The 14,608-nt window shown below is 50.0% G+C and carries 15 protein-coding genes and 1 tRNA gene; 4 read left to right on the plus strand and 12 right to left on the minus strand.

Annotated elements, in window-relative coordinates; all coding sequences use genetic code 11:
* Window positions 1-3: 3 nt before the first annotated feature.
* The 3 genes from Pan161_RS21530 to Pan161_RS21540 form a co-directional block, all read right to left on the minus strand.
* Window positions 4-759 (minus strand): hypothetical protein, encoded by a 756-nt coding sequence (locus Pan161_RS21530; protein ID WP_145230729.1) that lies wholly within the window; start codon window positions 757-759, stop codon window positions 4-6.
* A 61-nt stretch (window positions 760-820) separates the two neighbouring features.
* Window positions 821-894, minus strand: a tRNA-Arg gene (locus Pan161_RS21535).
* Window positions 895-999: 105 nt separating this feature from the next.
* Entirely contained in the window at window positions 1,000-1,491 is a 492-nt protein-coding gene (locus tag Pan161_RS21540; RefSeq protein ID WP_197995452.1) for a DUF6717 family protein, read from the minus strand.
* Between the two features lie 147 nt (window positions 1,492-1,638).
* Between Pan161_RS21540 and Pan161_RS21545 the strand changes: the two genes are divergently transcribed.
* On the plus strand, window positions 1,639-2,103 hold the full coding sequence (locus Pan161_RS21545) for a hypothetical protein (protein WP_145230730.1): 465 nt from the start codon (window positions 1,639-1,641) through the stop codon (window positions 2,101-2,103).
* Between the two features lie 329 nt (window positions 2,104-2,432).
* On the opposite strand, the gene Pan161_RS21550 is transcribed toward Pan161_RS21545, so the two are convergent.
* The 5 genes from Pan161_RS21550 to Pan161_RS21570 all read right to left on the minus strand — a co-directional run bounded on the left by Pan161_RS21550 (window position 2,433) and on the right by Pan161_RS21570 (window position 8,584).
* Window positions 2,433-3,605, minus strand: a complete 1,173-nt coding sequence (locus Pan161_RS21550) for a phosphatase PAP2 family protein (protein ID WP_145230732.1) — start codon at window positions 3,603-3,605, stop codon at window positions 2,433-2,435.
* 196 nt (window positions 3,606-3,801) lie between these two features.
* Window positions 3,802-5,883: an LTA synthase family protein gene (locus tag Pan161_RS21555; RefSeq protein WP_197995453.1), complete on the minus strand. Its 2,082-nt coding sequence runs from the start codon at window positions 5,881-5,883 to the stop codon at window positions 3,802-3,804.
* 173 nt (window positions 5,884-6,056) lie between these two features.
* Window positions 6,057-7,214 (minus strand): M56 family metallopeptidase, encoded by a 1,158-nt coding sequence (locus tag Pan161_RS21560; protein WP_145230736.1) that lies wholly within the window; start codon window positions 7,212-7,214, stop codon window positions 6,057-6,059.
* Window positions 7,211-7,585: a BlaI/MecI/CopY family transcriptional regulator gene (locus Pan161_RS21565; protein WP_145230739.1), complete on the minus strand. Its 375-nt coding sequence runs from the start codon at window positions 7,583-7,585 to the stop codon at window positions 7,211-7,213. The genes Pan161_RS21560 and Pan161_RS21565 overlap by 4 nt, the downstream gene beginning before the upstream one ends.
* A 96-nt stretch (window positions 7,586-7,681) precedes the next feature.
* Window positions 7,682-8,584, minus strand: a complete 903-nt coding sequence (locus Pan161_RS21570; protein ID WP_232103386.1) for a DUF1559 domain-containing protein — start codon at window positions 8,582-8,584, stop codon at window positions 7,682-7,684.
* Window positions 8,585-9,048: 464 nt separating this feature from the next.
* On the opposite strand from Pan161_RS21570, the gene Pan161_RS21575 reads away from it, so the two are divergent.
* From Pan161_RS21575 to Pan161_RS21580, 3 genes are all read left to right on the plus strand, one after another.
* The gene (locus tag Pan161_RS21575) at window positions 9,049-9,921 is read left to right on the plus strand and encodes a DUF1559 domain-containing protein (protein WP_197995454.1); all 873 of its coding nucleotides are present in this window, start codon (window positions 9,049-9,051) and stop codon (window positions 9,919-9,921) included.
* Complete coding sequence (locus Pan161_RS31445; protein WP_197995455.1) at window positions 9,918-10,031, plus strand: hypothetical protein; 114 nt, start codon at window positions 9,918-9,920, stop codon at window positions 10,029-10,031. The genes Pan161_RS21575 and Pan161_RS31445 overlap by 4 nt, the downstream gene beginning before the upstream one ends.
* 154 nt (window positions 10,032-10,185) lie before the next feature.
* Window positions 10,186-10,380 carry a hypothetical protein gene (locus Pan161_RS21580; RefSeq protein WP_145230743.1) on the plus strand — a complete coding sequence of 65 codons (195 nt, stop codon included), beginning with the start codon at window positions 10,186-10,188 and terminating at the stop codon, window positions 10,378-10,380.
* Window positions 10,381-10,409: 29 nt separating this feature from the next.
* Here the strand turns inward: Pan161_RS21580 and Pan161_RS21585 are convergent, their stop codons facing one another.
* The 4 genes from Pan161_RS21585 to Pan161_RS21600 form a co-directional block, all read right to left on the minus strand.
* On the minus strand, window positions 10,410-10,733 hold the full coding sequence (locus Pan161_RS21585; protein ID WP_145230745.1) for a hypothetical protein: 324 nt from the start codon (window positions 10,731-10,733) through the stop codon (window positions 10,410-10,412).
* A 226-nt stretch (window positions 10,734-10,959) separates the two neighbouring features.
* Window positions 10,960-12,081, minus strand: a complete 1,122-nt coding sequence (locus tag Pan161_RS21590; RefSeq protein WP_145230747.1) for a tetratricopeptide repeat protein — start codon at window positions 12,079-12,081, stop codon at window positions 10,960-10,962.
* Window positions 12,082-12,353: 272 nt separating this feature from the next.
* A complete protein-coding gene (locus Pan161_RS21595; RefSeq protein WP_197995456.1) occupies window positions 12,354-13,304 on the minus strand; it encodes a universal stress protein in 951 nt (316 codons plus the stop codon).
* 364 nt (window positions 13,305-13,668) lie between these two features.
* Window positions 13,669-14,517, minus strand: a complete 849-nt coding sequence (locus Pan161_RS21600) for a DNA methyltransferase (RefSeq protein WP_145230751.1) — start codon at window positions 14,515-14,517, stop codon at window positions 13,669-13,671.
* Between the last annotated feature and the right edge of the window lie 91 nt (window positions 14,518-14,608).

The following is a 14,608-nucleotide window of genomic DNA, read 5'->3' on the forward strand; positions in this document are numbered from 1 at the left end:
TTCTTACTTGAGTGTATCCAGCACCTGATTCAGGTACTGCTTCACCTGGGGATCGACTTTTTCGTACCCTTTTTCAGAGCGGGGTTGTCCCAGCGCGTGCCGCATGGCGTTGTGCATCAGGTAGCGGCCGGTATCGGTTTTCATGTGAATTGCATCGCGGTAAATATCGGTAATTTCATCGAAAGGCGCTTTGTTGTTTTTGATATCCGTATTCACCTGGTCCAGCAGATCGATGGCATGGGTCTGTTTGAATTTCCGCTCAGGATATTTTTTCTGCAAAGCAGCCAGCAACGCCTTCATATAAGTGGGGCTGTGCTGCATTTTCCCGGTGACCACTTTGCTGGCATATTCTTCAGCACGGGTCTTACTTCGTGCCCAGCCTGTATGAATGATAAAGATTGCATTGGGCTGCATATCCACCCATTTGGAAATCGTGGCGAGATCTTCGTCCAGCGTTGCACCGTAGTGTGTCTGCACGGAGATCAGATCGTACTGTTTTTCCTTGAGTGCCTGTGGCCAGAGTGTGGACGTTTTCACACAAGGCATCTCCGGGTGTGCCATGATGTAAGGCAGACTCTTGCCACAATCAACGTGCCACTGCACATCTCCCTCCAGTAATGAAGGAACCGTATCCCAGGTCAGCGAATTCCCGATCAGGTAATAACTTTTGGCGTTCTCTTCCGCCTGGAGCACCGAACTGGTTAAGACAAAACAGAGCGTGCTGAGACAGACTGCAAACACGGAAAGCGACTTGAGCATCAGATCTGTTCCTTCGTCTAGCGAGAAGTAATACGCAGAATGAGCATTTCCTGAGAAAACATACCCCCGGCAGGGTTCGAACCTGCGACCTATGCTTTAGGAAAGCATTGCTCTATCCAACTGAGCTACGGGGGCTGAAGTGTGACCTAATATAGTAGCAGTTCAGTGCTTTCGTCAAACGTCTGCTCTGCCGGAATTGAGAGTGACACCAAAAAGAGAGGTCGGGTGCGCCTGCAGCGTTCATTTCATGGGTTCGGCTTTGACATACAACTCTTGGGGGGCAGTTTCGTAATACTTGAACATCGCCGGGCAGATCCAGCCTTCCATGTCGGAATCGGAGAAGCGGTAGTAGTTACCCCCTCCATCGCCGCGGAGCCAGACCAGCTTCTTCTGATACTGGGGAAACGGATTGGCCGAAAACAGCAGACGGAAGCCTTTGTCGGCATCCGGAATGTCTTTGACGATCACATCGATCATTTCCGGGACGCCCGCCACGAATGGTTCCTGTACCAGGCCGGCAGAACTGTCGTCGAAGACCCAGGTTCCCTGATGTCGATAGGGGGCGATGACCATGATTGCGTTTTGTCGGGGTAGACCAGAAGCAAATGGGGGCAGTTTGAGTTGCCACGCGAAACCGCCCGCAATCAGAATCAGGATCAGGGCCAGCAGGCTGAGTCGTGCCCAGTTCGTGCGCGGTAACTTCGTTCCTTGTGGTACAGGTTCCTCAGACATGGGTTGCTCCTTTGATCGGATTTATCAGTTACCCGTTTCTATCAGTTTAACCGATTGTCCGTCGATTGCGAAAAAATTGTCTCTCGGTCATCTGATTGCCGACATTAATTAAAGAATGATATCTTAATTTGAGGTGGATCAGAAAACGTGGCGAAACGTAAGTCAATCGAACCAATCAATGTGAATCAGTGGATCGCGGCCTTTTGCGGGATGATACTGGGGCTGTTACTGGAAGCGATTATCGGCGGCTATTCCTGGATGGAAACCGGACCGATGATCCGGTTTCAAAGTGGTGTCCGCCTACCTGTTATCGGACCTCTCCTGGGCGGGATACTGGCCTATCTGTTTGCGTTGCGTTTCGGCGAGGTCAAAATCCGGGGTGTGTTGAAGCATTCGATTGTCGGAGCAATCGTCGGCCTGCTGATCGGCTATTTTCTGGGTGCCTGCGTCCTGGCCCCCATGCTGGCACAACAGGATCCGTATTACAGCTTCCTCAGAAGTAAGGTCACCGCCGGCTATACACGGTTTTTCATCTTGAACGGCATGCCTGTGTGTGCGATCATAGGATGTATGCTTGGTATGATTTACAGTGTGAAACTCAAACGACGGTAATGAAATGGCCCGTATCCTGAATCGTGCTCGTCTTATTATTTACAGGGCCATTTTTTATTGCGGGATTACTGCTTTACTCCTGCTGGTTGGATATGTCCTCAGCATCGGTCCCGTCTACGCTTTCATGTTTCACCATCCTGATGTTGTTCCGATTGAAACGAAATGGCAAATCATTTCTTTCTACTCTCCCCTCTATGTCCCCTGTGGTCAGGATTGGGTCAGTTCAATCACTGTCAGATATATCGGGTTTTGTCATTCACCCACATTTTATTTCTAAACCCGACAAAGTGTTCTGGAGCATGCTGCTTCAGTATTCATCCTGACTTCGATCACCAGTTGTATTCAAACCCCACGCCGGTCACCCCTGACCAGGAAATCGGATAGACGCTCCAGTGACGATCCGGATTTTGTGTCGCATCGACGGCGTTGGTGGCGATCCACGCCATCCACCAGCCGAGAAATACCTGTGAGGGGTAATGCCGATTGTCATTGATGCGGGAGAGAGGCACCAGCGTGGAACCGGCGTAGAACGCCAGTTTGAGTAAAGGTTTATCGGTCACTTTGGCGGCATCCAGAAACGGAATGGCTCCCATGAAGCTGTGGCCGCTGACACCGTTATTGTCCTGGAAGGGCTTCCACTTTGCATTCGCAGTGGTTTCCCCCGGACGCGAGGCACCGGTGGCTAACTGCATGGCCAGCATCGGGGGTGTGCCGACAATGATCGCGCGAATCGAGCGTTCCCCCCATTCCCCGGTCCGATTCACAAGCGGGATTGTTTCAAACATGGCCCCTGCCACCCAGGCTGCAGCAAACAGCGGAATAGTATAACGGCCATTGCCCAATTCTTTCTGCGCATGCAATCCGTGCAGCCATTCATCGGATGAGGCACTGAGTACACTGGATTGGCTGTGATTCTGTATGCCGCCATCCAATGAGGTATTCGCCATAATCGCGCCGATGCCGAACCCGCCTGCCAGCCAGGTCAATGACTCTTTCGAGTAATAATTGGCATGGTCGCTTTTGACTTGACTCCACAGCGTCAGCCGCTCACTTTCCATTTCGGTTTCGAAACTGGGATTCACGCAGCCGAACTCACCCAGAGGTTCTTCCGACAGAAAACCGGTCACAACTACAGATGCCGGCAATCCATCAGGTAAGGCTTCATCAGCCTGTACATATTCAGTCAATACTTCGCGGGGTGGATTAAGCCAGTCTGAACCCATAGGGTCGTCTCCCCTCAGTACAGCCAGTCCCAATTCTTCCTCTACTGCAGCAGAAGCCTGATCACTCTTGTGCTGAATGCCTGGTTTAGCATCACGCGATGTCGCTGGTGAAAGTTGGGGTGTTGATCTTAACCATTTCCCTCTGGAGGAAGTGTTTGTCGAAATACAGCCCGTTAACTGAACCAGCGCAAGCAGGCACACGGACAGCAGAAAGATGCGTCCGAAGCCCCGACTGCGTGCGCAGTTTGTCTGTAATATCAACGTCTGAGTTTGTTTCATCGAGTGATTTAAGAAGGGAGAAAAACTGAGATGTGAGTTGCTGAACTGAGCATAATGAGCTGAAGAAGGGGGAGGCGAGGAAAGGAATATCTGCCATGATGCAGGTAAAGGTGCGAGTGAAACAGAGCTGCTGTAGCGCTCAACAACACTCAGGAGTCAGCGTTTCACTCAGCACCAGAAATTCAATTGAGGTGTTTTAAATGCTTTGATCTTTCTGCTGGCTGTTTTGTGGATCGGGATACCAGCGGTCGGAATAATAAAGTTCAAAGGCGGCCTGGAAAAATGCCACGGCATTGTGCAGCATCTCCTGATCGGGATTTTTCTGTTGATTGAGTTGATGCGTGGCGCGATCCAGTTGAAAGCCTGCTGATGACTTCCCAAACCCCAGCACGACCATGCGATTTTGTGAATCGAGTAATGCGACATCATGATTATGCTGCATGATGGCCCGGCCCCGCCTGGGATCAGTCTGCAGGACATCGTAACCAAAGAAGACCGAGCGATAATCACTGCCCAGCCGCCCCATGATGGTCGGTGCGATATCCAGCGAACAGGCGAGGGTGCTGCAGCGTGTCCCCGCGGCTGTCCTACCAGGTTGAATCAGCAATACCGGTACACGGTAGGAACTCATGGGAAACAGCTGGCTGCCGGTAACACGGGCGCCGTGGTCACCCATGACGACAAAAATCGTATTTTGATAGAAATCATGGGACTGTGCTTCGCGGAAGAAATAACCGAGTGCCCAGTCTGCATATTTCACGGCATTGGCGCGAGTCTGCTCACATTCAGGAATGCGACCTTCAGGGTAAGTATAAGGGCGATGATTGGAGACCGTGAGAATCGTGGCAAAAAACGGTCGTCCGGACTTTTGTAAACCGTCCAGTTCTGTCAATGCCTTGTGAAACAGGTCCTCATCGCTGACTCCCCAGGCATTCGCAAAGATCGGGTCATGAAAATCTGCCTGTTCGATAAAATGGTTGAAGCCATTGGCCTTCATGAAAGAACGTACGCCATCAAACAGCCCGCGTCCGCCTGTCATAAACAGTCTTTCATAACCTCGACCTGCGAGCACATTTGCCAGCGTAAAGACATGCTCCGAGTGATCTCGCTTGAGGATCGACTCGGTAGGAATGGGAGGCATGGAAGTCATCACCGCTTCCAGAGCCCGCGCGGTCCGGTTTCCCGTTGCATAAAAATTATCAAACAGCAGTCCCTGCTTCGTCAATTTATCGAAGTGGGGAGTCAATCCGCGCTTGTCACCCAGCACCCCGATGAAGTCAGACCCCAGGCTCTCCTCTAGAATCAAAACCACATTATAATCGTGTTCAGGTTGCCCTGTATGGACCACCCGGTCAACGGGATTATTCGAGGACTGTTTCAAGTCATCCCCGTCACCGACAATCTGCCGTCTTAATCTCTGTTTGACTTCCGCATCAGCAATGGTCATATAATTTTTGTTGAAGTCAAAACGACAGGTCCAGGCGTAATACACAAAGCTATATAAACCATTCCAGGAGCATTCATTGGCAACGCGATCACGAGAGACCTGACGGCTCTCGGCACTGGTAGATGACCAGAGGATGGCAATGGCAGTCAGGCAAGTGAAGAAGATTCCATAACGTTTCTGCCAGGGCATGGCTGTCGCAACCTGTGCATGGAAATTTTTTCGCAACAGATACCAGCAGTTGCCTCCACAGAGTCCCACAACCGCCAGCAGCTCGATCAACGGGTAGGATTCCCAGATGTTGCAACAGACTTCCGTGGGATAAACAATGTATTCAAAGGCAATGTAATTCAGTCGAGACTGAAATTCATCAAAGAAAACATATTCTGCAATGCAGAGAAACGGAAGAAACAGAAACGCGATGATCCAGGTCAGATCCAGCAGTAGACGGCTCATCCGACCTTGCAAGCTGTGTTCTGACAGGAATGTGATGTGAATTAACTGGGGGATCACAAAACAGAGCGCCACCAGCACATCATACTGAAAACCGACAAAAAACAGCTGCAGTTCCTGCCAGATCGAGACCTTGTCCAGACTGGTATAGCTTATCACCATCACTGTCCGCAGTAAGAGCAGATAGGCAAGCGTGATGGCAAAGATCGTTGCCAGCACGGAATAACGTCCCGACCAGTTCTGACACGAAATAAAGATACTTCGTAACGCTGTTCGCAGACCAGGATCGGTTCCGGCTCCCTGTACTGAGTCCGTCTGTTTCGCTGTATTCGTTCCTGACAGATTTAAGGCTGTCTCTGCAGGTAGCAGTATTTTAGACATAAAATGAATCTCCTTATTCTTAAAAATCTCATCCTTCATTTTTTCAGCCGCTGCTCCGAAGTTTTTAGTAATTCGCGTTAAAAAATTTTTACGGGTATGTACAACTCTGCTGCCTCAAGAATTCGGCCTGTTTTAAAGTCCGAAATTTCTAGTAGAAGCAGCGAAAATTTTTATCATTCCTGACGGGTAGGCTGTGGTATTTTTGAGCGATCGGTCAAGGTTTCCCGAGCTCCTAACAGTTCGTGTAATTCCGTATGACGACTGTAGACTTCAAAATCGTTTGCTGAAAATCCAAAGTCATGCAGTGCGCCGGCTGTCCAGGTAGGCCAGGGAGACCAGTTGGCACGCGGAGAAGCAAGCACATCAACGGGCAGCCAGATCATCCCAATCAAAGCGGCACTCAACACGAGACTGCAACATGCCTTCAGACCGGAAATTTCAAAAGGCCGAGTCATTTGATGATTTCTGGCTATCTGGGTTAACCGGCGGGCACGATGGGCGACGATGCTTTTCCCGCGACCGAATGCCAGTGGTGTTGGAGACTCATCCTGCTGCGCGGCCCCGTACTCAATAATAGTCAATAAGGTCCGCAGATACTGCGCAATTTCCTGAGGCGAATCGATGGCGGCTTCGTCGCAGGCAAATTCACGCGTGAGCGACGATTCCTGAGAGGCCCACCAGACCATCGGATGGAACCAGAAAATGGTTTCCACCAGACGCTGCAGGAATAACTGTAGTGGATGCCCCGTTTTCAGATGTTCCAGTTCATGACGCAGGATAAAATTGATTTTCTGCGATTCAAATTCCAACAGGTATTCCGGTACCACGATATAAGGGCGATGAAACTGAGAACAGAATGGCGTTTTCAGGCGGTCGCTGGATAACAGTTTGACCTGGGATTTAATATTACTACTGGCATTCCCGTTCAAAACATCAAGATTCTCCGCAAAAGCGTACTGGTGTGGATCAACACTCCGGCAGGTTTTGAGAAACTGGTTCACCTGAAATGCCCGGTACATGAAAACCAGTAGTGACAGTGTTGCTCCTGTCAGCCAGATAAAAAACAGAACGCGTCCTGCCTGCATTTCAAGATTGACGATCGTAGAAGCATTCTGAGAGTCGATCGAAGCCCAGGGCTGAAAGAATCGTGGATGGGGAAACAGCACCGCAACAACGATCAACATCAGCAGGACAACATAACAGACTGTCCAAAGACGACACTGCAGGCGTTCGCTGCTAACCAGCTTCCCCAGCCAGTGGGCGATAATGATCACAACTGACACTTGCACCGAAAGAGAGACCGCCAGTTCCAGAAACTGCGTGGACGTCATGCTTCCTTCTCCAGAGATTCGATGGCTTGTTTCAATTCTTCGATGTCTGATTGTGACATTGAATCTCCTTCGACCAGGCTGAGCACGAACGACTTGACGGAACCGCCAAACAGACGCTGCGTCAGATCGGCGGCCATACTGTTGCTGATCTGTTCCCGGGAAACAGCAGGTTCGTAAACATAGGCTCTCCCCTGTTTCTTTTTACGGAGCACGTCGCGCTGTTCATCCAGGATTTTCAGGGTAGTCATCACAGTCGTATACGCCAGGGGACGTTTCAGTGAATCCACGACATCCTGAACCGTTGCGCGGCCTTTTCGCCAGACAACATCCATCACTTCCAGTTCGCATTTGGTGAGATGAAGTTTGGGCATCACACATTTCCTTTCTTTCGATTGGACTTCAAACAAGTCATCATATTAGAAGTCAATCATAGCATTGGCGGTAATACGCTTCTTATATGAGCTTTTTTATTGCGCAACTCTGCGCGAAAGTTGCTGGTAGGTATTTGTATCGAGTGACTCTGAGAGCAGGCTGACGTGCCCGTCTCCCCAGAGGAAGTTGACGCCGCCGGGGTGACGGCTGGAAAATTCACATTCATCACAGAGTTTGCAGTTCGGGCTTGTCATGGCACTGCCAACCAGGCGGCAGGCGGCATCCTCGCCGAGAGAATCTACTCCCAGCCAGGTAGAGGGAACCAGAGCCATCGTTCTCTCGCCGACAATAATCGTGTGGGTTAACCCCCGTTGCAGATGATGGAATGAAACCGGCACTGATTCACAAAAGGTCCCGTCTCCAGCGGGAGCAGGAATACTGTCATCGGCTTCCAGGGTCCCGAACACGCCGACATAACTGGCTGTAGGCAGCTTGAGAATCGGAGTATGCGCAACAGACAATGCATGTTCTTCGTATAACATGAACGTCGGATCAATAATATCGGACGGACACAGAAAATTGGCGATCACCGTTTCGCGGGCAGTCGTATTGGAAAAATGTGAGAGTACCTGATTGCGATCGACCTGTTCGTACATCGCCCGTTGTTCCAGGTAAGGAAGTAACGGAACAGACCAGCCATACGCCGAATGCTTCGTTCCTTCCCATTGCCAGCCGGCAGGCAGACAACGGTAACTGTCATGATAAGAGTGCAACGCCAGACCGATTTGTTTCAGTTGATTTTTGCATTGCAGTTGCCGGGCTGCTTCGCGGGCTGAGTTGACCGCTGGCAGAATCAGGCTGACCAGAGTCGTAATAATTCCAAAGGTGACCAGTAATTCGAGAACCGTAAACCCTGTGCGGCTGCCTGTCTTATGTCTGCGTGTGCGCACACAGAGCAGCAATTCCCTGCCTTGCCTGCGGAGGGACTGATGTAGCACACAGTTCCTCAAGCCTATCGGTCCCTGATACATGAGTCAAAATCCTTTTCTGTCGAGCGATTTCACTCGGAAGACGCTTTTTACTAATTATTTAGTTTTTTGTCAAGTACTGATTTTCAGACTGTTAATTTGACAACAGTTTCCAGGTCCTGAAGATTTCGAAAATCGGGAACAATACATCGTCAAACCAATCGCTTTTATGAAATCCCCCCTGACTCAGAATATTGAAAATCCAGGGCTGATTCTCTTCCGTGGAAATTGTGAAGCCATTTTCAAACAAGTATTCATTGATCGCTCATGATGTATTAACAATTGATCGGTAGAGTACCCGCAACACACAGGAAAGGGACTTAGTTCCCTGTTCCTGATTAAGGTCAGTCAAGACCCACACCGGCATTACCCCGCCTGCGAAAACTGAAACGCTCACTTACATTTTATTTTTTTCACATTCAGGAGAACGGAAAATGAAGACGTTACGTCTATTTTCTCCGAAGACTACCGGTACGTCCCCACGTCCCTCACACAATCGAAACGGATTTACTTTAATTGAGCTGCTGGTCGTGATTGCGATTATTGCAATTCTGATCGCGCTACTGCTGCCTGCTGTTCAACAGGCCCGCGAAGCAGCCCGCCGCACCCAGTGCAAGAACAATCTCAAGCAGATTGGCCTGGCTTTTCACAACTTCCACGACGTTCATGATCAACTTCCCAATGGTGCCCGCGACGGCGCAGGCACTTCGTTTGCCTGCTGTAACGCGACTGAACGGGAAGGCTGGAGCTGGCTCTATCATATTCTGCCTTACATGGAACAATCCAACGTGTATGACCTGGGTACCGATGACGATCCGGGGGCCACGTATCACCTCGTTGGTCGCAAAGGAATTAAAGCCTACTACTGTCCTTCACGCCGCGGTCCAAAATCTTACAGCGGCTACTATCGCAGTGATTATGCCGGCAACGGTGGTCAGCGTTCAGGGGGAATTACCAGTTCCGTCAGTACGGGAAAACGGGGCGTTGTTGTCCAGACCACCACACGCCAAATTCGCATCAACGATATTCAGGATGGTGCTTCCAATACAATCATGGTCGCAGAGAAAGCATTGCACCCGGATCGCCATGGTGCAGATGGCGGTGATAATGAACCCTGGAATAACGCGGGCTGGGATGAATGTGTCATCCGCCACGGAGCCGGGATCACCAGTGCCGGCGTTGAATATGGCCTGACTCCCCTGCCCGATGTGAAGGCGCCCACCAACACCGTCGCTGTGGTTGACAAAGGGGGCGTCAGCTGGACCAACTGGCATCCCTTCTTCGGTTCCGCCATGATGGTGGGATGAATGCCTGCCTGGCTGATGGTTCCGTGAGATTGATCAGCTACAACATTGACCAGGAGGTCATGCGTCGGGTTAGCCTGACTGACGACCGTGAACCACTCGAGAATTTTTAAGCAAGCTGAATGGCCTGCTCTCTTTTGAAATCGTGAGCACGCAGGGCATCTGCCGTCTTCCCCCCGGAGACGAATGATGCCCTGCTGTTAACGAAGATTATCCCGACGCGCTGATTACAATATAAATCCTATTAATCGTTAAAGAGGTTTACCTGTGAAACTGCTGTCTTGTATTTTGATATTAACTGTATGCTGTCTGCTCTCTGCCTGTGGGGGTAGTGAAGATGAATTGGATTCCGGCGAGATCACTCCCGATGTGAAAGCGCAGATGGAGAAAGAAAAACAGGAAGTGTTCGAATCGGAATCAGCGCATCGTGAGCAGATGCAACAGGAGGCGAAAGGGAAATAAGCAGATCCTGGACCGTACTCACGCGTCGTTTATACTGTTTTCACAGTATTCGATGAATTGAAGTATCGTCCAGTCTCCCTCCCAGGCAAGAGAAATTGATTCGCCGGGTACATGGAGATTCCATTTTTTTGAATTTCCAGTCTCACGATCAATGGAGTTAAATCGTCGAACGGTCCCCAGAACAGGGGGCCGAACGGGTCTTGCGGATGCAGGGGAGGTGGAGCTTCAAGCGGCTTTTCCAGGCCGATTGCTTCTGAAATGATGAGCGCGATCTGTTGCTTTTCAGGTGTATTGAACCAGTTATTTTTCATTACCCAGTTATCAATCTGCCCGCGTGCTTCGAGCTGATCCACAATCTCTTTCTCAACAATTGCTAATTCCTGCGATTCATGACTACTTTTGTGAAACCTTGCTAGCAGCCCAGCCAATATCCATCCAACCAAAGGAATGTGTTTGAATCTGTTCTCCCAGCACCCTGGTGGAGGAGGTGGCGACACAACAGGTGGCCAGACCTGAGTTAATTTGACTGGAGGGTAATCTGATCCGATCAGCATGATTAAGAATTCAGTTCCATTAATTTTATTTCCTCATTGCATCCACATAGCGGTCCATAATCAGATCGCAGTCCAGTGCCTGCAGACGAGGCAGTGAGAGCTGGTAGAGTTGTTCGGCTTCTTCATTTTCTTCAAGTTCTGCCAGGGTGACCGCCAGGTAGGCACGGTTCAAATCGACAATCTGCTGTAGCAGCGCCTGACTGGTAGCGAGGGGAACCAGTTGGGTTTCGCATTGACGAAACAGGGCTTCTGCCGCCCGGTAATTGCGAAAATTCAGTTCGAGCACGCCTTTGAAATACTTAAGTAACAAGGCCACCAGATCATTCAGATGCATCTCTTCCGCTTCCGCAATCAACTCGGCCGCCAGGGGACTGTCCCGGTTGGTTTTCGTCAGGGCATACGCGTAATCAATGATGACCGTCGGGTTATCGGGAGCTTCCTCATAAGCCAGGCGCATGCATTCTATGACGTTGTCATAATCTCCGGTCACCTCATACAGTTCCGACAGGCGTCCCAGATACATCCAGTGGGGCACATCTTCTGATTCTTCGTAGGGTTCCATCAGATCCAGTGCTTCATCGAATCGATCCAGCGCCGCCAGCGCGACGGCGGCACGCGCCGCGAGTTCGAAGTCGGGAATTTTGCCGCGCAGACGATGAACCTGATCTAGAACTTCTTCCCAGTTTCCCCAGGAAAACGCGTGCATCAGTCTGTCATATTTGCGACCGAGCGAATAATAGGCATTCCAGAAACAGATGGGAATCGGCAGCAGAAGAAACCCGAGCATGATATAATCAGACTCATCCGGCCCGGAAACCTGATCCCAGCGATAGACGGCAATTCCCAGTAGTACAGGAATCACCCAGCGCAACTGCCAGTAACTTTTCCGCAGATAAAACAGGAACAGCTGAAAGTTGGTCAGGTACTGCAGCTTGACCATATCAGCGGCCGTCAGATTTTCTTCCACTTGCGGTTGCGGACCGAACAGATCGGTGGTGACAGCGTAAGCATCGTCACTATGCAGAACAATTTCCGTCAGCCCCTGCTCTTCAAACTCGCGAACGGCGTTCTGAGAATTATCCGCCTCGACCCGCCGCGTTTCCCGCTTGCCGTTTTCATTGGTTCCACTGATTAAAAACACCGGCATGGCAGATTTTCTCCCTTTCAATCCTGATGATTTGCTGATTGAATCCAGCAGTGCTCTATTGACAGACAAGCACACGAGAGCGGACTGGCAGCCGGTTACATCATGAACGATTGAGACTCTTATTCCTACCTTGGAATTCAAAATTTCATACGGCACTGAAAATCCATGTTGCCCGGATCAGAACTCACTTCCAGAGATTGATTGTGACGTAAAAAAACGCATCGCCGATTAAAAATCAGGATGCGTTGAATGTCAGCTGAATACAGTCGTGATTACTCAGGCACGACGGGTGAAACAAAGTCGGCAGGTTTGAAAGTCAGAACCGAACAGTGAACTTTTTCCAGCATGCGTTCTGCGGTGTTGCCGATGAAAAATCCACTGAGCCCCGATCGTGCCAGGGTTCCCATGGCGAGTAGATTGACTTTATTTTCGGCGATGAATGCAGGAATCGCCTCTTCGGGTGAACCATCCAGCACATGCACCTGCACGCCGTAAGAAAGTGTGCGAAAATCGGTCTGGGCCAGTTGCTCATTCAATTCGTTTTTCACTTCTTCCTGAATATCTTCAGAGCATTTCTTAAGAGTCTGTTCGTTGATACCCAGCCCTTTGAGACGTTCATCAAGCCTCGTATCAATGGCGTGAACCAGATGTATTTTCATATCAGCCACCTGGGCAGCATTGACGATGAAATTCAGGATGTCGCTGCTGACTTCGCTCATATCGCTGGCGACGACGATCTCTGGAACATCGGGTTCTTCATCAACCTTCACAGCATAAACCGGACAGGGGCACTGACGGAACAGGTTCATGACCGTGCCACCAAACAGACGACCGGTAAATCCGTGTGGTCGCGTACCCACCAGGACCATATCATGGTTGTTTTTGATGACTTCCAGAATAATTTCGCGCCAGGGGGGACCCAGGGCCACTTTAGAAGAACTGTCAACGCCCTGCTCTTTTGCCTGTTCAATCAGAGTCTGCATCACAGCAATCGCTTCATCCGTTACATTTTTATGCAGGTGATCCCTATCTTCCTGAATCAGATGTTTGGTATGTGCTGACAGATCAATGGCGGCGAAGAATTCCAGTTTTGCATTGAACATCCTGGCGACCCAGATCGCACGTTCGACAGCTTCTGCGGTCTGCTCATTCAGATCGGAAGCGACGAGCCGATCAGCGTGGGTCAGATCGACGCCGACAAGAATTGAATTGATTGATTGCATGGTTTTATCTCTTGATGCTTGCGATACATAATTCGGTACTCTTAAAACCATTATGACAAAAGTGAGACGCTGTTCCTAGCCTGAATTCGGGTTTCTCGAAACAGGTTCTGCATGCACACTTAATAATATACCAGAAAGATACCTGACGATCGCAGCGGGACAGAAAGATAAATCGGGCATCCCTTCCAGAGCGTAACACATTTAACCATAGCGTGCCACAATCTATTATACTCGGTCCAAATGGCCCTGGAGACGCTACTGTAAAACTGAATAGAGTCTAACTTTCGATTTGGAAGTATGAGTTATACAGATAACAAGACGCGATTTGCAATCGCTGAAGACTGTGGATCAATTTCACAGCCGTTTATTGTTTGGGCTTTTGCATCAGTACGATAAACTCATGGACTTTATTCACGCGAAAAACGGAGGGATATCCGAGAGGCCTGAGATTATTATATTCGGCCTGGCGATTCCAGATGATCAGATCGTCGTAGAGAAAACCAATCTCCTGCAGACGGGTAGCAAGGTCACTGTGAAAGGGAAAAAACTGGCTGCGTTTACGCAGGTCCATGACGATGGCACAGCAGTAGGCACCAGGTTTCAACGCCGTTAAAACCTGGGAAAAAACACGGTTTAATTCATCGAGAAACGCATTGTAGTCTTCGATGACCCCGAGATCCTGATCATGGTTCCCATAATGACGGACCGCCTTGTGGTCTGCTGAACGTCGCTGGTTCAAGACATTCCAGTAAGGAGGTGAGGTAATACATAAGTCGACGCTTTCCGGTGAAACGTGTTCTTCTAAATTGAGTGCAGAACCATGTATAATGCGTGACTTACATTCAGTCTGGTCGTCGGCTTCGAGATGAAGCGCCGTGAGACGTTGCCGGGCCACTTCCGCATAATCTTCTGACAGTTCCAGTCCGATCCCGGTTTTACCCATTTTTTCCGCGGTGAAAATTGTACTGCCCGATCCAGCAAATGGATCGAGGATCACCTCCCCCTGTAAGGGGAGAAACGTCTCGATGAGTCGTTCGACCAGCATTTCGGGGAAAATCGCGGGATGCTTGAGCCGGACTTCCTCAAGCGACTTGCGAATGTCACTCCAGACACTGATCGAATTCTGGATCCAGCGTTTGCCGTCCAGCGCATTATAGGGTGGAGGCAGCCGCCTGGTGCGTTTCTTTTTGGCTGGTTCATCAGAAGTCGACACGCCGAACTGGGTCCCCTGTGAAAACAGTGACAGTGATTACGAATTTATGATGTTCCTTGTGGTCCATCAATCCAGTAATGACAGATGGTCA

Origin of the sequence: Gimesia algae (assembly GCF_007746795.1) — a bacterium.
Lineage (GTDB): Bacteria > Planctomycetota > Planctomycetia > Planctomycetales > Planctomycetaceae > Gimesia > Gimesia algae.